The sequence below is a fragment of the Nocardioides sp. SR21 genome, from assembly GCF_022761125.1.
In the GTDB taxonomy this organism is placed as follows: domain Bacteria; phylum Actinomycetota; class Actinomycetes; order Propionibacteriales; family Nocardioidaceae; genus Nocardioides.
The window spans coordinates 507,370-526,722 of the sequence record NZ_JAKWJR010000001.1 but is presented as its reverse complement, the minus strand read 5'-3'; the positions used below and the strand labels follow the sequence as shown (position 1 = coordinate 526,722).

Below are 19,353 nucleotides of genomic sequence, written 5' to 3'. Positions count from 1 at the left end.
CCTGACAGGATCAGCGGGTGGATCTCGACGCGTTCCGGTGGCTGCTCACCGACGACGGCCAGCGGCTGCTCGCCGAGGCGGTCGCGGCGGGCGACGACTCGCTGGCCACCTTGACGCGACTCCGACGTACGGCGGCCCCCGAGCACGTCGCGGTCGCGCTCACCCAGGCGACGCTGCGGGTCCGGGCGCGCGACAAGTTCGGCGACGACGCCGACCGGATGTACTTCACCCCCGACGGGCTCGAGCAGGCCACCCGGCACCGCGTCGCCGAGCACCGTGCGGCCCGGCTCGTGGCCGCGTCGGCCGAGACCCTCATCGACCTCGGCTGCGGGATCGGTGGCGACCTGCTGGCCGCGTCCCGCGCCGGCCTCACCTGCGCCGGTGTCGACCTCGACCCGGTCCGGGTCGCGGTGGCCGAGGCGAACCTCGCGGCGCTCGGCCTCCCCGGCGCCGTCCAGGTCGCCGACGCCACGACCGTCAGCACCGCCCCCTTCGACGTGGCGTTCGCGGACCCGGCGCGTCGTACGGCGCGCGGGCGCACGTTCGACGTCGACAACTGGACGCCGCCCTGGCCGTTCGTCGAGGGCCTGCTCGCCCGCGACTCGTGCGTGAAGGTCGCGCCGGGGATCCCGCACGACCTGATCCCCCACGACGTCGAGGGCGAGTGGGTCAGCGACCGGGGCGAGGTCAAGGAGGCCGCGCTGTGGTCCGGCCGGCTGGCCACGACCCGCCGCCGGGCGACCGTGATCGGCGACGGCGGGCTGGCCACGCTCACCGACGAGGACGACCCCGGGGCGCCGGTGGTCCCGGTCGGCGAGTTCCTCTACGAGCCGGACGGCGCCGTGATCCGCGCCGGCCTGGTGACCGCGGTCGCCGCCGGCGTCGGCGGCGGGCTGGTCGACGAGCACATCGCCTACGTCACCGCGGGCAGCGCGTTCCGCACGCCGTTCGCCCGCGGCTACCGGGTGCTCGAGGAGGTTCCGTACCGCGAGAAGCAGCTGCGCGCGGCGCTCCGCGAGCGCGGCATCGGCCGGCTCACGATCAAGAAGCGCGGCGTCGACGTGGTCCCGGAGCAGCTGCGGGCGCGGCTCTCGCTGAGCGGGGACGCGGAGGCGACGCTGGTGCTGACCCGCGTCGCCGGCGCCGGGGTGGCGCTGCTCGTCGCGCCGTTCTGACCTTTCACCCGCTCCGGGGGAGTCCGTCGGCGCCCCGGCGCACGACGATGGTGGGGTCTCGCCCACCACGAGGGAGGAACCGTCATGCGCAAGGTCGCGTCACTCACCGCCATCATCGTCGGCATCGTGATGGTGATCGCCGGGGTCGCCACGTGGATCGTCGTGTCCACCACGTTGGCCGACCAGAAGATCACAGTCTCCGAGGACGCCAGCTGTGCCGCCGGCGACGACGTCAACGGCCCGATCTCGGCGTACTGCCAGGCCGACATCATCAACCACCACGCCCTGGAGGCGACGGGCGGCAAGACGTACGCCGAGCTCGCCCAGGACGACCCGCTGCGCGAGACCGCGATGACGTCGTCGTTCCTCCAGGCGTCGCTGTTCACGTCGGTCGTCGCCTTCGGCGTCGCACTGATGGCGATCGGCGTCGGACTCGTCCTCGCCCTGATCGGCTTCGCCCTGCGGACGCCGGCGCCGGCGCGCGAGCCGGCTGCCGCGACCTAGCGTCCTGAATCAGAAGTCCGTGTGCGCTTCGCGCACACATGGCACGCACCTCGCTGCGTTGCCGTCGCTCGGTGATGCGCCGACAGCGCCGTCGCTCCGGCGCCTTGCGATGCACCCACCCTGAGCACGCACAACGCGCATGGACATCCGACTCAGGACACCAGGACGCAGCGATGCCGGGTGGTCCGAGGGGACCACCCGGCATCGGGTCGTGGAGCGTTGCGGTCAGGCGAGGGTCGGGACCGCCGCGGGAGCCGTGGCGAGCTCTTCCTTCTTCGCCTTGCGCGCGTGGATGAGACCCGCGCCGACCAGGATCAGCAGGACCGCACCGCCGAGGAGCGCGGTGATCGAGGCGTAGCCCGCGATCGTGCCCATGGTGGCGAAGGCGCCGCCGTAGAGGAGCAGGCCGCGGAGCGTGTTGCCCATGAACATCGACTGGCGGAGCTGACCGAGCGCCTGGCCCTCCTCCGAGGCCTTGGCCTCGTCGTCCAGGGCGAGGTACTGACCGCTGACCTCGTTGTAGGTCTGGCCGTCGGCCATGCCGTTCATGTGGGCGAGGATGTAGTGGTCGGCGTACGCCGTGGCCTCGGGCCCGGTGTCGAGCGGGCTGCCGGCGTACTGCTTCAGGGCGTCGGCGTCAGCCTTGGGCAGCGAGGCGAGGGCCTCGCCCTCGGGCATCGTGATGCCTTGCATGCTGAGCTGGTCGTGCACCTGGTCGTCGATGTAGCTGTTGGCCCAGGCAGTCAACCCACCCACCGCGAGCAGGACGACAGCGACGGCCACACCCATCCACGAGATGAGCTTGTCGAATGCGGAGCGCATGTCTTTCTCTTTCCTCTGAGTTCCAGATCTTCTTTGACAACTGGAACGCTACGGAGGATCGAGAGCCGCTCGTAGAGCCGTTGGTGGGGACCGGACGGGACCTAAGTCCCGCCCGGATCCCCAGTCAGGTAAGGGTTTCCTTCTCTGCGCCGATGGTCGTGTCGGCGCCGTGGCCGGTGTGCACGACGGTCTCGTCGGGCAGCGCGAACAGCCGCGCCCGGATGGAGTCCTTGATGAGGTCGCTGTCGGAGAACGACCGCCCGGTCGCGCCCGGCCCGCCCTGGAACAGGGTGTCGCCGGTGAACACGCAGCCCAGGTCCGGCGCGTAGAGGCAGACCGCGCCGGGTGCGTGGCCGGGCGTGTGCAGGACCTCGAGCGTCGTACCCCCGACCTCGATGCGGACGCCGTCGGCGAGGTCGAGGTCCCAGAGGTGGTCGGTGTGCGTCAGCTCCCACAGCGGCCGGTCGTCCGGGTGCAGCATGATCGGCGCGACCACCCGTTCGCGGAGCTCCGGCGCGACGCGGACGTGGTCGTCGTGCGCGTGGGTGCACACGATCGCCTTGACCTTCCGGTCCCCCACGACCGCGAGGATGTCGTCGACGCTGTGCGGCGCGTCGATGACGACGCACTCGGTGTCGTCGCCGACGACCCAGATGTTGTTGTCGACGTCGAACGTCTCGCCGTCGAGGCTGAACGTCCCGGTGCTGACCGCGTGGTCGACCCGAGCCGTCACAGGATCACGACCGAGCGCAGCACGTCGCCGTGGTGCATCTTCTCGAACGCCGCCTCGATGTCGCCGATGCCGATCTCCTCGGTGACGAACGCGTCGAGGTCGAGCCGGCCCTGCTGGTAGAGGTCGACCAGCATCGGGAAGTCGCGGGTCGGCAGGCAGTCGCCGTACCAGCTGGACTTCAGCGAGCCGCCGCGGCCGAACACGTCGATGAGCGGGATGTCGGGGATCTTCATGTCCGGGGTCGGTACGCCGACGAGCACGACGGTGCCGGCCAGGTCGCGGGCGTAGAACGCCTGCTTCCAGGTCTCGGGGCGCCCGACGGCCTCGATCACGACGTCCGCGCCGTTGCCGCCGGTGAGCTCCTGGATCGCCGCGACCGGGTCGACCTTCGAGGAGTCGACCGTGTGGGTCGCGCCCATCTTCTTGGCCTGCTCGAGCTTCTTGGCGTCGATGTCGACGGCGATGATCGTGCTGGCGCCGGCGAGCGCGGAGCCGGTGATCGCCGCGACCCCGACACCACCGCAGCCGATGACCGCGACGGACTTGCCGCGCGTGACGGCACCAGTGTTGATCGCCGCGCCGATGCCGGCCATCACGCCGCAGCCGAGCAGGCCGACGGCCGCCGGACGCGCGGACGGGTCGACCTTGGTGCACTGGCCGGCGGCGACCAGGGTCTTCTCGGCGAACGCACCGATGCCCAGCGCCGGCGACAGCTCGGTGCCGGCGTCCGGACCTTCAGCGAGGGTCATCTTCTGGGTCGCGTTGTGGGTGGCGAAGCAGTACTGCGGCTCGCCACGGTTGCACGCCCGGCAGTCGCCGCAGACCGCGCGCCAGTTGAGGATCACGAAGTCGCCGGGAGCCACGGTCGTCACGTCCGGCCCGACCGCCTCGACCACGCCCGCGGCCTCGTGACCGAGCAGGAAGGGGAAGTCGTCGTTGATGCCTCCCTCGCGGTAGTGCAGGTCGGTGTGGCAGACCCCGCAGGCCTGGACCTTCACCAGCGCCTCGCCCGGACCCGGGTTCGGGACGTTGATCGTGACCAGCTCGACCGGCTGACCCTTGCCGCGAGCGACGACGGCCTTGACCTGCTGCATGGTGCTCCTCTGCTCGAAAGACGTGTCGGGGTTCATGCAACCGTATGCGGGCCCCCGCAGGTAGGGGTCGCCGGCGGCTCAACGGATGTAGACGAAAGTCGGAGGCGAGCGGACGTCGAACGTCGATAGGGTCAGGGATCGTGTTCGCTGCTCTCGGTCGTCTCACGTCCCGTCGTCCCTGGTTCGTCATCGCCGCGTGGGTGGTGATCGCGATCGCCGTCGTCTCGCTGGCGCCCGCGCTCGAGACCACGCAGGAGGAGTCGGAGTTCCTCCCCGACCACTACGAGTCCATCCAAGCCTTCGACATCCAGGAGGAGAAGTTCCCCGGCGCCACGTCGCCGGCGGCACTGATCGTCTTCGAGCGCGAGGACGGCGGCTCGCTCACCGCCGAGGACCAGGCGACGATCGACCAGATCGCTCAGGACCTCGGGCCGGAGCTGGGCGCCGAGACCTTCGTCCAGGAGGTCGTCACCGTCGGACCCGACGGTGAGCCGAACCTCTCCGAGGACGGGCTCGTCCAGATCGGCATCGTCGGTCTCGCCGAGGACGCCACCGGCTACGACCCGAAGGCGTACGAGGACGCGGAGGCGATGCGCGACGACCTCGCCGACCTGACCGAAGGCAGCGGCCTGTCGGCCACCACCACCGGCTCGGTCCCGCAGGGCCTGGACTCGCAGGAGTCCGGTGAGCGCGCGCTGGCCATCGTCGGCATTGCGACGATCGTGCTGATCGTCGGCCTCCTCGCGATCATCTTCCGCAGCGTGATCATCTGCCTGATGCCGATCGTCGTGGTGACGCTCGTGTCGATGGTCGCCAACGGCCTGATCGGCTGGGCCAACGAGATCTTCGACCTCAAGGCCGACTCCTCGATCGAGACGATCCTGGTCGTCGTCCTCTACGGCATCGGCACCGACTACATCCTGTTCTTCCTGTTCCGCTACCGCGAGCGGCTGCGTCAGGGCGAGGACACCAAGGCCTCCGTCGTGCACGCCCTCGAGCGGGCCGGCGAGGCGATCGCCTCCGCCGGTGGCGCCGTCATCGTCGCGTTCCTGGCCCTGCTGCTCAGCTCGCTCGGCATCTTCAAGGCGATCGGCCCGGCCCTGGCGATCGCGGTCGCGGTCACCCTGATCGCGGCCCTGACCCTGGTGCCCGCCGTCGTGACCGTGCTCGGCCGTGCCCTCTTCTGGCCGTCGAAGAAGTGGAAGGTGGAGCCCACCGGCGACCGCTTCGCCAAGATCGGCGACTCGCTCGGCCGTCGGCCGGGTGCCTTCGCCGCGGTCTCGGGCGGCATCCTCGCCGTACTGGCGGTCTTCGCGTTCAGCTTCAACCCGTCCTTCGACTTCAACTCCAGCCTGCCCGACGACGTCGAGTCGACCGAGGCGCTCGAGACGTTCCAGGCCCACTTCGCCGCTGGCGCCAGTGAGCCGGTCCCGGTGATCGTGCAGTCCGACGAGGCCCTGGACGAGGCTGAGCTGGCGGAGTTCGGTGCCGCGCTGGGCGAGGCCGACGGCGTCGCCGAGGTCTATCCCGCCACGATCTCCGAGGACGGCACGACCGCCCAGGTGATGCTGGTGCTCGACAGCGACCCGGTCTCCGACCAGGCACTGAACGACGTCAAGGGACCGATCCGCGACGCCGCGCACGCCGCAGCGCCCGACGGCAGCGAGGCCTTCGTCGGTGGTACGCCGGGCATCTTCGCCGATCTCCAGTCGGCGATGGTGCGCGACTACAAGGTCGTCTTCCCGGTCGCCGCGCTGGTGATCATGCTGATCCTGGCGCTGCTGCTGCGCAGCCTGGTCGCCCCGTTGTACCTGATGGCGGCAGTCGGCCTGAGCTTCGCAGCGACCCTCGGCGCGACGGTGATCGCCTTCCAGTTCATCGGCGGCGACAGCGGCCTGATCTTCATGCTGCCGATCTACATCTACCTGTTCGTGACAGCGCTCGGCACCGACTACAACATCTTGATGATCGCCCGGTTGCGCGAGGAGGCCCGCGAGGGCAAGGAGCCGCGTCCGGCCGCCGCCGAGGCGGTCAAGCACGCCGGTCCGACCATCGCCGCCGCGGGCGTCATCCTGGCCGGCACGTTCGCCTCGCTGATGCTGAGCGGCAACAGCCTGATGATGTCGATGGGCTTCGCACTCTCGTTCGGCATCTTCATCGCGGCGTTCGTGATGGCGCTGTTCCTGACCCCGGGGATCACCGCGCTGCTCGGGCACGCCGCATGGTGGCCCGGTCACGGCGACGAGAAGGAGCCGAGCGAGCCGAGCGAGCCGGCCCGGGTCACCGCGAACGAGTGACGTCAACCGGTCGGCGCCCTCGCGCGTCGTACCGCCATGAGGATGCTCGCGCTCGCCGTGCTGGCGTTTCACGCCGCGCCTGGTGCCCGACCGGACGGGAGCCACCACACGGTGCGTGTCCTGCACCCGGCGCGGGGTGTCGCGATGTTCATGAGGGTCAACACCCACCTGGAGCGGGTCGCCCCGATTCGTTGACGAGACTTTGCAACCATTCGGACCAGGCCCGCGTCTGGGGAGTGTGCTGGTCGAGACAGGAGCTGCGATGACGGACCGGGACGCCGACTTCACGGCGTACCTCCAGGCCCGTCAAGGGACGCTGCTGCGCACGGCGTACCTGCTCAGCGGTGACCGGCACCAGGCCGAGGACCTCGTCCAGACGACGTTCGCCAAGCTCTACCTGGCCTGGGACCGGGTGCGTGACCGGGAGTCCGTCGACGCCTATGCGCGACGGATCCTGGTCAACGAGCACAACTCGCTGTGGCGCCGCGCGTGGAAGCGCAACGAGCGGCCGACCGAGGTGCTGCCCGAGGCGCCGACCGTGGACGAGTACGACGACGGCACCGGCACCGAGCTGTGGGCGGCCGTCCAGACACTGCCGCGCAAGGCGCGGGCGGTGCTGGTGCTGCGCTACTACGAACAGCTCAGCGAGGCCGAGGCCGCCGAGGTGCTCGGCATCTCCGTCGGCACCGTGAAGTCCCAGACCAGCCGGGCGCTCGCCACGCTCCGCGACCGCATGCGGGAGGAGGAACGATGATCGACGAGACCCGCCTCAGCGACGAGCTGTCGCGGCGCGCCCACGACGTGCGCGGCTCGACGCTCACGCTCGACGACGTCCAGGGCCGGGCGCGCAGCATCCGCCGGCGCCGCGCAGCGGCGGTGGCCGGCGGTGTCGCAGCGGCCGTCGCGCTGGTCGTGCTCGTGCCGACCGTCCTCAGCGGCGGCAGCGGCCCGAAGTCCGACGGCGTCGACCCGGCGCCACGACCGCCGGGCCACACCGCCGTCCTGCACGACGGCACGCTGACCCTGCCCGGCGGCGGGACCGTCGCCCTGGACGTCGACAACGCCGACGTGACCGAGCTGGGCCTGCTCACCGACGGCCGGATCGTGCTCGCGTCGACGCAGCCTCATGGGGTTCTCGTCTACGGGCCCGGCGGGGAGCTCCAGGCGGAGTACACCGCGCAGAACACGATCGCGATGAGCCCGGACGACCGGGCCGTGGCCTGGCTCGAGGACGACGGGAGCGTGCACGTGCTGGAGAGCGGTGTCGCGGAGCCCACGGAGCTCGGCACGGTCGAGATCGACCCGAATACCGGCGCCTCCATCGACGCCGTCATCGACGCCGGACGCGTGCTGGTCGGTAACTGGAACACCACGACCACCGAGGTGACCGCAGGCGGAGTGAGCGAGCTGACCACCAGCGAGCCGCTGCACGTCACCGACGTCAGCCCGGACGGCGACCTCTGGGCGGTGCAGTACGCCGACGACGCCGACCCGCAGTTCGGGTGCCAGGGGCTCTACGACCCCGCAGCCGCGACGATGGTGGCGCGCAACTGCGAGACGGGCCCACTGCGCTTCTCCCCCGACGGCCAGCACCTGCTCGGCATGCGCGGGGACAACAACATGTACGGCGACGCGTCCGTCCTCGATCTCGACCTGCAGCGGGTGGGCGGTTGGGCCTCCGGGGGCCAGGGCGACGTGATCAGCAGCGCGGCGTGGGCGGACGCGGACCACGTGCTGGTCTCCGAGGTCAACTGGAAGACGTCGACCTGGACCCTCGTCGAGGTCGACCTGGCCTGGACCGAGCGCGAGGTCCTGGACGGTCCGACCGAGGGCCGCAACCCCGAGATGCTCTCGGAGTACCTCCTCTCGGAATAGGCCTCAGGCCAGGACGGTCGTCACCGGCATCGACGAGTCGGCCGGCAGGTCCAGCTCGGACGGCGTCCGGCCACGGGCGACCATCTCGGCCCCGAGGGCGGCGACCATCGCGCCGTTGTCGGTGCACAGGCCGGGACGCGGCACGCGGACCCGGAGGCCCTTGGCCTCGGCCCGCTCGACGGCCATCGCGCGGAGCCGGGAGTTCGCGGCGACGCCGCCGCCGATGAGGATGTCGTCGATGCCCTGGGAGACAGCGGCGTCGATCGCCTTGCGGGTGAGCACGTCGCAGACCGCCTCCTGGAACGACGCCGCGACGTCGTTGACCGGCACCGGCTCGCCCGAGCGCTCGCGGGCCTCCACCCAGCGCGCGACCGCGGTCTTCAGGCCGGAGAACGAGAAGTCGAAGCGGTGCCGCTCGAGGTCCTTGCGCGAGGTGAGACCGCGCGGGAAGTCGACGTACACGCTGTCCCCCTCGCGGGCGGCGCGGTCGATGTGCGGGCCGCCGGGGAAGGGCAGGCCGAGCAGCCGGGCGACCTTGTCGAACGCCTCGCCGGCGGCGTCGTCGATGGTCGCCCCCATCGGGTCGACGCCGGTGGTCACGTCCTCGACGCGGAGCAGGCTGGAGTGGCCGCCGCTGACCAGCATCGCCAGGCAGGGCTCGGGAAGCGGGCCGTGCTCGAGCTGGTCGACCGCGACGTGGGCGGCGAGGTGGTTGACGCCGTAGATCGGCTTGCCGAGCCCGAGCGCGAGCGCCTTCGCGGCGGCGACCCCGACCATCAGCGCGCCGGCCAGGCCGGGGCCGCTCGTCACGGCGATCGCGTCGACGTCGTACAGCTTGATCCCCGCGGTCTCGCAGGCCCGTTCGATCGTCGGGACCATCGCCTCCAGGTGGGCCCGGCTGGCGACCTCCGGCACGACGCCGCCGAAGCGGGCGTGCTCGTCGACGCTGCTGGCGACGGCGTCCGCGAGGAGCGTGTGGCCGCGGACGATCCCGACCCCGGTCTCGTCGCACGACGTCTCGATGCCCAGCACCAACGGTTCGCTCATGACCTCATCCTCCCCCACACGCCGGGCCCAGCCCCCGACGCATCACGACGGCCGTGGCGCCGTCGCGGTAGTAGCGCCGCCGCCGGTCGATCTCCACGAAACCGCGGGCGGCGTAGAACGAGATCGCCCCGGCGTTGTCCTCCCGCACCTCGAGCAGCAGCCGGTCCGCGCCGCCGTCGCGAGCCGCGAGCACGACGGCGTCGAGGAGCTCCGAGGCCAGGCCGGTACGACGGTGCGCCGGGTCGACCGCGATCCGCTGGAGCTCGGCGATGTCGGCGACCACGCTGGCGACGGCGTGCCCGACCACCGTGCCCTCCACCTCCGCGACCAGGTACGTCACGGTCGGCAGCCGGCCGGTCAGGCCCTCGGCCACCAGCCCCTCTGGCCAGGCGTCGACGCCCAGGTTGTCCCGCTCGAGCGCCGCGACCGCCGGCACGTCGGCGGCGACGGCCGGGCGGACCGTCACGAGACGCGCTTCGGGACGCTCGGCGCCTCGGCGTCGGGGCGCCGCAGGTAGAGCGGCTCCGGGTCGTGCAGCTCGGCGCGCTCCTCGGCCACCGCACGGGCGAGCCAGCCGGCGCTCGGGGCCGTCGGGCCGACCCGGTGGGGGAACGCGTCCGGGTAGAGCACGCCGCCCTCCCCCACGACGGGCTGCTCGGTCGCGAGGGCCGCCGGCTTGTCGACGAGCGGGCCGTCGAGCCGCGCGCCCGAGGCGTCGTACCGCGCGAGGTAGACCTCCTTGCGGCGGGCGTCGGTCGCGACCGTGAAGTCGCCCGACACGACGCCGGTGTCGGCGGCCTCGACGGCGAGGACGTCGAGCGAGCACACGCCGTACACCGGGAGGTCGAGCACGAAGCCGAGGGTGCGCGCGGTCACCAGCCCGACCCGGAGGCCGGTGTAGGGGCCGGGGCCGATCCCGGCCGCGATCGCGGTGAGGTCCTGGCGGACGATCCCGGCGTCGGAGAGTGCACGCTCGATGAGCGGGGCGAGCTGCTCGGCGTGCTTCATCGGCCGGTCCGCGCGGAGCTCCGCGACCACGTCGTCACCGTCGTGGAGCGCGACGGTCACCAGCGGGGTGGCGGTGTCGAAGGCGAGCAGCACGGAGTGAGGCTAACCCGTAGGCGATTTCTGGCCGTCCTGTGGATCTCGTGTGGGCGTCGTGTGGAGATCGCCTCCCTAGTGTTCTCACCAGTCGGCAGCACGGTAAGCCGACACGAGAAGCCGACCGGCCACGCGGCCTGGGGGGGTATGCGAAGCGCTTGGGGGAGCGCTCCGGCCGGTTTTGAATGTGGGGCCCGCTCCGCGCGCTCGGTTCTCCGAGAAGGCGGGGCGGGCCCTTTCTCCATTTCAGGACTCGCTGAGCTCCACCACGATGTCGAGGTGGCCCGCGTGCCGCGCGTACTCCGCGATCACGTGGAAGCAGATCCACTCCAGCGTCGGCGGATCGGACAGGAACCGCCCGCTCTCGGCCGCCGGGGCGTCCAACGGGTGCTCCCGCAGCACCGCGCGGGTCCGCTCCCCGATCGCCCACAGCCCGGCGACCAGCTCCTCGGTGTCGACGTCCTCGGCGACGTGCCACCGTCCGCCGAGCTCGGCGTCCCACGGCTCGTCGACCGTCCAGTCGCCCCACGGCTCGTCGACGTGCTCGCCGAGGAAGCCCCACACGAACCAGCGCTGCTCCATGTGCAGCACGTGGCTCAGCAGCTCGATCGGCGTCCAGCCCGACGGGAGCCGCGCCGTACGCCGCTCCGCCTCGCTGAGCCCGAGCACCCCGTCGATGATCTCCTGGCGCATCCAGTCGAGGTACGCCGACCAGCGCGCCGCACCCGCCGGCCCGTGCTTGGTCGGCTCGCCGTCTGCCCTCGCCACCCGCTGGTCCTCGGACACGGTCTCGACCCTAGTGCCGGAACTGGTCTGGACCAGGTCTCAGGTCCCGGCGCGGCGCACCGATGAGTCAGGCATCGGTCGCACGGAGCCACAAGCTCCAAACGCACCAGGGGACGCGCGACCGTCCCACGCAGAGCCCGCTGCCACGCGCTCGGTTCACCACCACCCCTGGGTGGAACCGAGAAGGTGGCAGCGGGCTCTGTCTCATTTCGGGCCTGCTGCCCGCCCGACTCGGGCCCGGCTCAGTCGGCGATGCGGTTCCCGTCGGCGTCCCAGTGCTCGGCGACCTTCTTGCTCGGCTGGACCCGCGGGGGCTCGCCGGGCATCTTCGGGTAGTCCGGCGGGAAGTTCAGCTCGCCGCCGGGCAGCTCCTCCCAGAGCTTCAGCAGCGGCTCGAGCGAGTGCGCGGTGTCGTCGATGCTCGCCCAGGGGTCACCGTCCTGCACCCGGTCAGGAACGGTGAAGAGGTTGTACTCGCGCGGGTCGGTGACCCCGGCCAGCTCGTCCCAGGTCACCGGGGTCGAGACCGGGGCACCCGGGAGCGGCCGGAGGGAGTACGCCGAGGCGATCGTGCGGTCCCGGTTGTTCTGGTTGAAGTCCACGAAGATGCGCTCGCCGCGCTCCTCCTTCCACCACTCCACGGTGACGCCGTCGTCGCGGCGGGCCAGCTCCCGGCCGAAGCCGATCGCGGCGTGCCGCAGGTCGGTGAACTCCCACTCCGGCTTGATCCGCACGAAGATGTGCACGCCCCGGTTGCCCGAGGTCTTCGGGTACCCGGTGATGCCGAGCTCCTCCAGCAGCTCGCGCGCCACGCCGGCGACCCGCACGGCGTCGCTGAACGACGTGCCGGGCTGGGGGTCGAGGTCGATGCGCAGCTCGTCGGGGTGGTCGACGTCCGCGCGGCGTACCGGCCAGGGATGGAAGACGAGCGTGCCCATGTGGGCGCACCAGACCGGGACGGCGATCTCGGTCGGGCAGATCTCGTCGGCGGTGCGGCCCGACGGGAACGTGACCTCGACGGTCTCGACGTAGTCGGGAGCGCCCTTGGGGACCCGCTTCTGGTAGAACGCGTCGGCGTCCTTGTCCTGCGGGCCGGTGGCGAGCTTCATGCCGGGGCGTACGCCGGACGTCCACCGCTCCAGGGCGGTCGGCCGGTCGCGCAGCGCGCGCATGAGTCCGTCGTCGACGCTCGCGAAGTACTCCGCCACCATCAGCTTGGTGACCTCGGGCGTGGTGTCCGTCGCCTCGTAGATCACCCGGTCCGGGCTGGAGACGCGGACCGCGCGTCCCCCGGCGTCGACCTCGGCGGCAGCTGGCTTGGGCATGCGCCCACGCTAGCCGGAGCCGGGGACGGTGCACTCAGAAGCGGAACCCCGTGACCAGCGCGCGCAGCTGGCCGGACACGCCGGCGAGCTCCTCCGCGGCCGCCTGGGACTCGGCGGCCGCCTCGGTCGCGGAGCCGGCGGCCTGGGCCACGCTCGTCATGTTCTCGGCGATCTGCCCGACCCCGTCGGCCGCGTCGGCGACGTTGCGGGACATCTCGTTGGTCGTCGCGGTCTGCTCCTCGACCGCCGAGGCGATGGTGCCCTGGTAGTCGTTGATCGAGCCGATGATCGCGGCAATCTCCCCGATCGCGTGGACCGCGCCGGTCGTGTCGGCCTGGATCGCGTCGACGCGGCGGGCGATGTCCTCGGTCGCCCGCGCGGTCTCCTGCGCGAGCTCCTTGACCTCGTTCGCCACGACCGCGAAGCCCTTGCCGGCCTCACCGGCGCGCGCGGCCTCGATGGTCGCGTTCAGCGCCAGCAGGTTGGTCTGGTCGGCGATCGAGGAGATCACCTTCACGACGTCGCCGATCTGCTGGCTCGACGTACCGAGCTTCTCGACGGTGTCGTTCGTGGTCTCGACGATCGCCACGGCGTTCTCGGCCACCTTCGCGGCCTCGTTGGCGGAGCCGGCGATCTCGCGGATCGAGGCCCCCATCTCCTCCGAGCCGGCCGAGACCGTCTTCACGTTGCGCGAGACCTCCTCGGCGGCTCCGGCGACCAGCGCGGCCTGCGCGGACGACTGGGTCGCAGCGGCGCCGATGGTGCTCGACACCCGCTCCACGTGCTCGCTCACGCTGCCGAGCTGCTCCGCACTCGAGGCGATCTCGCTCATGACAGCACTCATCGAGTCCAGCGCGGTGTTCATCGACTTCGCCATGTCGGTGACCTCGTCGTTGCCGCGGATGTCGATGCGCTGCGTCAGGTCGCCCTCGGCCACCGCGCCGAGCACCCTCCTGGCCTTGTCGAGCGGGCGGGTGATCTTGCGGGTCGTGCGGACCCCCACGACGGTCGCGAGTGCCGCCGCGATCAGGCCGAGGATCGTCATGAACACGACGAACCGGTCCGCGATCCCGCGCGCCGACGCCGTCACCTCCTGGTTCATCGACTCCTCGAGGTCGATCAGCACGTTGATGGCGCCCAGCCACTCCACGAAGGCCGGCTTCGCCTGGTCGTTGAGGACGTCCATCGCGGCGAAGCTGTTGCCCTCGCGCTTCAGCTCGACGATCTGCTCGATCATCGGCATCGTCTCGGCCTGCACGGCCTTGATGTCCGCGAGCGCCTGCTGCTCCGCCGCCGAGACGGGGCCGTCCGCGAACAGCTCGTCCATCGGCGCCTCGGAAGCGGCGTACGCCGCCGCGAGCTCGTCGATGAGCGCGGCCTGGGCGTCGATCTCCTCGTCGCCGTACGCCAGCGCGACGTCGCGGATCGCGATCGCCCGGTCGTGGACGCTGCCGCGGAAGTTGAGCGCGTAGCGCTGCTTGACGGCGTTCTGGTCGTTGATCGTGCCGAGGTCGCTGTCGATCTTGCTGACCTGGACGACGCCGGCGACGATCACGGCCACCATGGTCAGCACGACCAGGGCGAAACCGACGCCGATGCGCCGTCCGATGGTCAACCGCTTCACGTTCCTGCTCCGTCTCGGATGTGTCGCGCCCCACACCGGGGCGACGTGGGCGAAGCAATCGGCGGACCCACCGGTCACCTGAGACGGACGTCGCAACCGGTCGTGGTGGTCTAGTCAGTAGAGTTCAGGCATGGCCCACAACGTCGAGAAGACGGACGAGGAGTGGCGCGAGCAGCTCTCCCCCGACGAGTACGCCGTGCTCCGGCAGGCGGGTACGGAGCGCGCGTTCACCGGTGAGTACACCGACACCGAGACCAAGGGCGTCTACCGGTGCAAGGCCTGCCAGGCGACGCTCTTCGAGTCCGACACCAAGTTCCACTCCGGCTGCGGCTGGCCGTCGTTCTACCAGCCGGTCAGCGACACGATCGAGTACATCGAGGACACCTCCCACGGCATGAAGCGGACCGAGGTCCGCTGCGCCAACTGCGGCTCGCACCTCGGGCACGTGTTCCCCGACGGCTACGGCACGCCCACCGGTGACCGCTACTGCATCAACTCGATCAGCCTGACGCTCGAGCCCGCCGGCGAGCAGTAGGTCAGAGCAGCGAGTTGGGCTGGAAGGTCGGGCGCCGGTCGGCGTCCTCCTTCGCCGGCCGGACGAACTCAAAGCCCGCCGTGGTGACCAGCTCGGTCGCCTCCCCCATCAGCGCCCCCGCGCACTCGACGTGCAGGGGCGGGAGGTGGAAGGCGTTGCGGCCGACCTCCTCCCGCGTCCCGACGAACGCGATCGGCCGACCGAGCGGCCGCTCGCACACCCCGCAGATCCGGCTCAGGGCGCAGCGGGTGACCCAGGCCCGGTCCATCGTCCGGGTGCTCATGCGGTCTGGCTCCGGTAGTAGCCACCGGTCTCGGTACGGCGGCGCGGCCGCTCGTCGTCGGTACGCCGACGGCGGTCGACCGACGGCGACGGCGGCTCCGGCTTGTCGGACGAGGTCATCGAGTTCGGCAGCGAGAGCTTCATGATCGTGCGCAGCGCCTGGCCGTACTGCCGGTGCAGCGGCCCGGTCGTGTACGGGATGTCGTACTTCTCGCAGAGCGCCTGCACCTTGACCGCGATCTCCGGGTAGCGGTTGCTCGGCAGGTCGGGGAAGAGGTGGTGCTCGATCTGGAAGCCGAGGCTGCCGGACAGGATGTGCAGCAACCGGCCGCCCTCGAAGTTGGCGGAGCCGAGCATCTGGCGCAGGTACCACTCGGCGCGCGTCTCGTCCTCGAGCTCCTCCTCGGTGAAGTGCAGCGCACCGTCCGGGAAGTGCCCGCAGAAGATGATCATGTAGGCCCACAGGTTGCGCGCGAGGTTCGCCGTCGCGTTGGCCTTCAGGGTCGCCTTCCACTGCCGGCCGCTGAGCGCCGGGTAGACGACGTAGTCCTTGAGCACCTGGTTGCGGCCCTTGCGGGCGATCTGGCGCAGCTGGCGCTTCATCTCGACCGGGTCCTTGGTGCCCTTGCGGATCGCCTCGAGGTCGAGGTCGTGGAGCGCGACGCCCCACTGGAAGAGGCCGGCGAGCAGCGCGTTGAAGACCGGCTGGCCGAGGTAGACCGGGTGCCACTTCTGCTCCCGCGCCATCCGGAGCACGCCGTACCCGATGTCGTTGTCGAAGCCGAGCACGTTGGTGAACTGGTGGTGGATGTAGTTGTGCGAGTGCTTCCACTGCTCGGCCGGCTGGGCCGTGTCCCACTCCCAGTTGGAGGAATGGATCTCGGGGTCGTTCATCCAGTCCCACTGCCCGTGCATGACGTTGTGGCCGATCTCCATGTTCTCGAGGATCTTGGCCAGGCCGAGCATGCCGGCGCCCGCGATCCAGGCGGGGGTCCGGGTCCTCTTGGACTGGAGGCCGGCCAGCAGCGTCACCCGCCCGGCCGCGGCGAGGCCGCGCTGCACGGTGATCATCCGGTTGATGTACGCCGCGTCCGCGTCGCAGCGCGACTCCTCGACCTCCGCGCGGATCGCGTCGAGCTCACGTCCGAGCTGCTCGACCTCCTCCTCGCTGAGGTGGGTGTACTCCTTCACGTCGGCGATCGCCATCGCACTGGCTCCTTTCGGTGGTCGAGCTCGTCGAGATCAGATGTCGAAGGTGCAGTCGCCGACCGGGACGGTCACGCAGGTCTGCACCTGTTCGTTGGGCTGGTCGAACTCGTCGCCGTTGCGCAGGTCGCGGATCCTGCCGTCGACGAGGGTGAGCGTGCAGGTGTGGCAGATGCCCATCCGGCAGCCGAAGGGCATCCCGACGCCGGCCGCCTCCCCGGCCTCGAGCACCGTGGTGGCTCCGTCGGCCTCGGCGGTCCTCCCGGACGTGCGGAACGTGATCGTGCCGCCCTCGCCGCCGTCCTCACCGAGCTTCAGCGAGAACCGCTCGACGTGGAGGCTGTCCTCCAGCCCGGCCGCCTCGAAGTGCTCGGAGATCGCGTCGAGCATCGGACCGGGGCCGCAGGCCCAGGTCTCGCGCTCGCGCCAGTCCGGGCAGATCGTGTCGAGGTCCGCGAGCTCGAGCATCCCGTCGGTGTCGGTGTGCAACCGGTGCACGGTCAGCTCGTCGTACGCGTTCTCGAGCCGGTCCAGCTCGTCGCGGAAGATCATCCGCTCCGGCGTCGGCGACGAGTAGTGCAGGACGACGTCGGGCATGGAGCCTCGCCGGTCCATGGTCCGCACCATGGCCATCACCGGCGTGATGCCGCTGCCGCCGACCAGGAAGAGCATCTTCGCCGGCGGCGGGTCGGGCAGCACGAAGTCACCGGCAGGCAGCGCCAGCCGCACGATCGTGCCCGGCTCCAGGCCGCTCACGAGGTGCGCGGAGAGCTTGCCCTCCGGCATCGCCCGCACGGTGATGGAGATGGTGCGGCCACGGCGGCGCGGCGGCGAGCTCACGGAGTAGGAGCGCCACTGGAACTTGCCGTTGACCTGGACTCCGATCCCGACGTACTGGCCGGGGCGATGGTCGTAGCGCCAGCCCCAGCCCGGCCGGATCACCAGCGTGGCGGCGTCATCGGTCTCGGGGATGACCTGCTCGACCCGGCCGCGCAGCTCGCGCTGGCTCCAGAGCGGGTTGAGCAGGCGCAGGTAGTCGTCGGGGTGGAGCGGTGTCGTGAGCTTCGACCCGGCATCGCGGATCCGGTCCCATGCGATCGTGCTGGAGGCCATCTGCTCCCCTGTGGTCAGTGGCTGGGCGCGCCCTCAGTGAACATGTGTTTACTGAAAATCTCAACCCACCGGTTCGTCGGCACAGCCGTACCCCGGCGTGCCGAGCCGAACCACCGGGCTGGACCAGCTAGCCGAGACGGTCGTGCTGCTGCCCTGATCTCGGTCGGAATACCCGGTCGACCGGGTATTCGGTCGCTTGTCGGGGGTTGCAACGGCCGTCAAGCGACAGGAAAGGCCGTCAAGTCATCCGGCTGGATCAGCCGACGCGGTCGATGACCAGCGGGGTCGGCGCGTACGACGCGGCGTCCGCGGCGATGTCGACGCCACCCTTCGAGCGACGCCAGCGCCAGCCCGACCCCGCCGTACCCGCGTAGCAGCCCTGTCAGCCGCAACCACCAGCGACCCGCGACCCAGCGTCAGCAGCCGGTGCTCAGAGGCCGTGCCGAGATCAGCTCTCCTGGTCCATCAGCATCGAGGTGACCACGACGACTCCCTCGCCGTACTGGTCGTCGGCCCAGGCCTGCAGCGAGCCGTCGTCGTAGACGACGTCGACGTGGGCACGGCCGTCCATGGGGTGGAACGTGAGGGCACCCGGCAGGTCGCCGAGGTCCTCGGCGATCTCGGCGAGCTCCTCCTCGGTGTGCTCAGAGGCCGGCGTCGGGTACGACGGCGACGGCCGGACGGCCGGGTCGTACAGCGCGGCGGTGACGGCGTCGGAGTACGTGAACGTCTCGCCGTCCCAGGTGCCGCCGACGGCGTACGAGCCCCAGCGCGTCCCCTGCGACTCGTCGTACGTGCCCTTGTGGTCGGCCCAGTCCCAGCCGGAGATCGGCTGCCCGCTGCACTGCGGCGGGTACGACTCCATGATCGGGCCGAGGCACAGCTCCGGGGAGCCGGTGTCCATGACCGTGGCGATGTTGTAGGTCCAGACCTTCCCCGGCGCGGCCGGGATCGAGGTCGGCACGGCGGGCGGGGGCGGGTCCGTCGCGACGGCGCCACCGTCACTCCCGCACCCGGTCAGCACGAGCAGGGCGGCGGCGAGGGACAGCACGATCTTCATGCCCGTACGACGCGGAAGGGGCGGAGCGGGTTCCCTCAGGGCAGCCGGTCGACCAGGTCCGCGATGCCCACCAGCGCGCCGGTGTAGAACGGCACCTCCTCGCGGACGTGGCGGCGCGCCTCGGAGCCGCGCAGGTGCCGCATCAGGTCGACGATCCGGTAGAGCTCGTCGGCCTCGAACGCGAGGATCCACTCGTAGTCGCCGAGCGAGAAGCTCGCGACGGTGTTGGCCCGCACGTCCGGGTAGTCGCGCGCCATCTTGCCGTGGTCGGCGAGCATCGTGCGGCGCTCGGTCTCCTCGAGCAGGTACCACTCGTAGGACCGCACGAACGGGTAGACCGAGACGTGCTTCTTCGGCTCCTCGTCGTTCAGGAACGCCGGCACGTGGCTCTTGTTGAACTCCGCGGGCCGGTGCAGGGCCACCTGCGACCAGACCGGCTCGAGCCGACGCCCGAAGGCGGTACGCCGCAGCCGGTGGTACGCCGCCTGAAGCTCCTCCGACGTCGCGGCGTGCCACCACACCATCAGGTCGGCGTCGGCGCGCAGCCCGGCGACGTCGTACACGCCGCGGACCACGACGTCGGCCTCGGCCAGCTCGGCGAAGAGCTTCTCGACCTCGGCGCTCTCGGCCGCGCGGTCCGCGTCACCGAGGACGTCGGCGAGCCGGAACACCGACCACATCGTGTAGCGGATGCCTTCGTTGATCTCGCGTGCCTTCTGCGCCTTGGAGGAGCTCATGCCTCCATTGTGCCGTCCGCCCGGCTGACCGGATCCG

General features: G+C 71.0%; 20 protein-coding genes. 6 read left to right on the top strand and 14 right to left on the bottom strand.

The window, feature by feature from the left end; translation table 11 throughout:
- Nucleotides 1-17 precede the first annotated feature (17 nt).
- Complete coding sequence (locus MJ604_RS02685) at nucleotides 18-1,175, top strand: class I SAM-dependent methyltransferase (protein WP_243056733.1); 1,158 nt, start codon at nucleotides 18-20, stop codon at nucleotides 1,173-1,175.
- An 84-nt stretch (nucleotides 1,176-1,259) separates the two neighbouring features.
- Nucleotides 1,260-1,679, top strand: a complete 420-nt coding sequence (locus tag MJ604_RS02680; protein ID WP_243056732.1) for an aromatic ring-opening dioxygenase LigA — start codon at nucleotides 1,260-1,262, stop codon at nucleotides 1,677-1,679.
- Between the two features lie 225 nt (nucleotides 1,680-1,904).
- Here the strand turns inward: MJ604_RS02680 and MJ604_RS02675 are convergent, their stop codons facing one another.
- From MJ604_RS02675 to MJ604_RS02665, 3 genes are all read right to left on the bottom strand, one after another.
- Nucleotides 1,905-2,501, bottom strand: coding sequence for a hypothetical protein (locus MJ604_RS02675; RefSeq protein ID WP_243056731.1), 597 nt, complete (start codon nucleotides 2,499-2,501; stop codon nucleotides 1,905-1,907).
- 124 nt (nucleotides 2,502-2,625) lie between these two features.
- Nucleotides 2,626-3,234: an MBL fold metallo-hydrolase gene (locus tag MJ604_RS02670; protein ID WP_243056730.1), complete on the bottom strand. Its 609-nt coding sequence runs from the start codon at nucleotides 3,232-3,234 to the stop codon at nucleotides 2,626-2,628.
- On the bottom strand, nucleotides 3,231-4,328 hold the full coding sequence (locus MJ604_RS02665; protein WP_243056729.1) for an S-(hydroxymethyl)mycothiol dehydrogenase: 1,098 nt from the start codon (nucleotides 4,326-4,328) through the stop codon (nucleotides 3,231-3,233). The genes MJ604_RS02670 and MJ604_RS02665 overlap by 4 nt, the downstream gene beginning before the upstream one ends.
- A gap of 140 nt (nucleotides 4,329-4,468) precedes the next feature.
- Between MJ604_RS02665 and MJ604_RS02660 the strand changes: the two genes are divergently transcribed.
- The 3 genes from MJ604_RS02660 to MJ604_RS02650 all read left to right on the top strand — a co-directional run bounded on the left by MJ604_RS02660 (nucleotide 4,469) and on the right by MJ604_RS02650 (nucleotide 8,500).
- On the top strand, nucleotides 4,469-6,625 hold the full coding sequence (locus tag MJ604_RS02660) for an MMPL family transporter (protein ID WP_243056728.1): 2,157 nt from the start codon (nucleotides 4,469-4,471) through the stop codon (nucleotides 6,623-6,625).
- Nucleotides 6,626-6,887: 262 nt separating this feature from the next.
- Nucleotides 6,888-7,379 carry a SigE family RNA polymerase sigma factor gene (locus MJ604_RS02655; protein WP_243056727.1) on the top strand — a complete coding sequence of 164 codons (492 nt, stop codon included), beginning with the start codon at nucleotides 6,888-6,890 and terminating at the stop codon, nucleotides 7,377-7,379.
- Nucleotides 7,376-8,500: a hypothetical protein gene (locus MJ604_RS02650; protein WP_243056726.1), complete on the top strand. Its 1,125-nt coding sequence runs from the start codon at nucleotides 7,376-7,378 to the stop codon at nucleotides 8,498-8,500. Before MJ604_RS02655 ends, MJ604_RS02650 begins: the two co-directional genes overlap by 4 nt.
- 3 nt (nucleotides 8,501-8,503) lie before the next feature.
- Here MJ604_RS02650 and tsaD read toward each other — a convergent pair whose 3' ends face one another.
- From tsaD to MJ604_RS02620, 6 genes are all read right to left on the bottom strand, one after another.
- Nucleotides 8,504-9,547 carry a tRNA (adenosine(37)-N6)-threonylcarbamoyltransferase complex transferase subunit TsaD gene (tsaD, locus tag MJ604_RS02645; RefSeq protein WP_243056725.1) on the bottom strand — a complete coding sequence of 348 codons (1,044 nt, stop codon included), beginning with the start codon at nucleotides 9,545-9,547 and terminating at the stop codon, nucleotides 8,504-8,506.
- Nucleotides 9,548-9,551: 4 nt separating this feature from the next.
- The gene (gene rimI / locus MJ604_RS02640) at nucleotides 9,552-10,013 is read right to left on the bottom strand and encodes a ribosomal protein S18-alanine N-acetyltransferase (protein ID WP_243056724.1); all 462 of its coding nucleotides are present in this window, start codon (nucleotides 10,011-10,013) and stop codon (nucleotides 9,552-9,554) included.
- On the bottom strand, nucleotides 10,010-10,648 hold the full coding sequence (tsaB, locus tag MJ604_RS02635) for a tRNA (adenosine(37)-N6)-threonylcarbamoyltransferase complex dimerization subunit type 1 TsaB (RefSeq protein ID WP_243056723.1): 639 nt from the start codon (nucleotides 10,646-10,648) through the stop codon (nucleotides 10,010-10,012). The genes rimI and tsaB overlap by 4 nt, the downstream gene beginning before the upstream one ends.
- Nucleotides 10,649-10,894: 246 nt before the next feature.
- On the bottom strand, nucleotides 10,895-11,434 hold the full coding sequence (locus MJ604_RS02630; protein WP_243056722.1) for a DUF664 domain-containing protein: 540 nt from the start codon (nucleotides 11,432-11,434) through the stop codon (nucleotides 10,895-10,897).
- 242 nt (nucleotides 11,435-11,676) lie between these two features.
- The gene (locus tag MJ604_RS02625) at nucleotides 11,677-12,759 is read right to left on the bottom strand and encodes a DNA polymerase domain-containing protein (protein WP_243056721.1); all 1,083 of its coding nucleotides are present in this window, start codon (nucleotides 12,757-12,759) and stop codon (nucleotides 11,677-11,679) included.
- Nucleotides 12,760-12,793: 34 nt separating this feature from the next.
- A complete protein-coding gene (locus tag MJ604_RS02620) occupies nucleotides 12,794-14,383 on the bottom strand; it encodes a methyl-accepting chemotaxis protein (protein ID WP_243056720.1) in 1,590 nt (529 codons plus the stop codon).
- Nucleotides 14,384-14,513: 130 nt separating this feature from the next.
- Between MJ604_RS02620 and msrB the strand changes: the two genes are divergently transcribed.
- Nucleotides 14,514-14,918, top strand: coding sequence for a peptide-methionine (R)-S-oxide reductase MsrB (msrB, locus tag MJ604_RS02615; RefSeq protein WP_243056719.1), 405 nt, complete (start codon nucleotides 14,514-14,516; stop codon nucleotides 14,916-14,918).
- Nucleotide 14,919: 1 nt separating this feature from the next.
- Here the strand turns inward: msrB and MJ604_RS02610 are convergent, their stop codons facing one another.
- The 5 genes from MJ604_RS02610 to hemQ form a co-directional block, all read right to left on the bottom strand.
- Nucleotides 14,920-15,201, bottom strand: a complete 282-nt coding sequence (locus MJ604_RS02610; protein WP_243056718.1) for a hypothetical protein — start codon at nucleotides 15,199-15,201, stop codon at nucleotides 14,920-14,922.
- Nucleotides 15,198-16,406, bottom strand: a complete 1,209-nt coding sequence (locus MJ604_RS02605; RefSeq protein ID WP_243056717.1) for an acyl-CoA desaturase — start codon at nucleotides 16,404-16,406, stop codon at nucleotides 15,198-15,200. Before MJ604_RS02605 ends, MJ604_RS02610 begins: the two co-directional genes overlap by 4 nt.
- A 36-nt stretch (nucleotides 16,407-16,442) precedes the next feature.
- Complete coding sequence (locus MJ604_RS02600) at nucleotides 16,443-17,519, bottom strand: ferredoxin reductase (RefSeq protein ID WP_243056716.1); 1,077 nt, start codon at nucleotides 17,517-17,519, stop codon at nucleotides 16,443-16,445.
- Between the two features lie 448 nt (nucleotides 17,520-17,967).
- The gene (locus MJ604_RS02595; protein ID WP_243056715.1) at nucleotides 17,968-18,579 is read right to left on the bottom strand and encodes a hypothetical protein; all 612 of its coding nucleotides are present in this window, start codon (nucleotides 18,577-18,579) and stop codon (nucleotides 17,968-17,970) included.
- A 35-nt stretch (nucleotides 18,580-18,614) separates the two neighbouring features.
- A complete protein-coding gene (gene hemQ, locus MJ604_RS02590) occupies nucleotides 18,615-19,316 on the bottom strand; it encodes a hydrogen peroxide-dependent heme synthase (protein WP_243056714.1) in 702 nt (233 codons plus the stop codon).
- Between the last annotated feature and the right edge of the window lie 37 nt (nucleotides 19,317-19,353).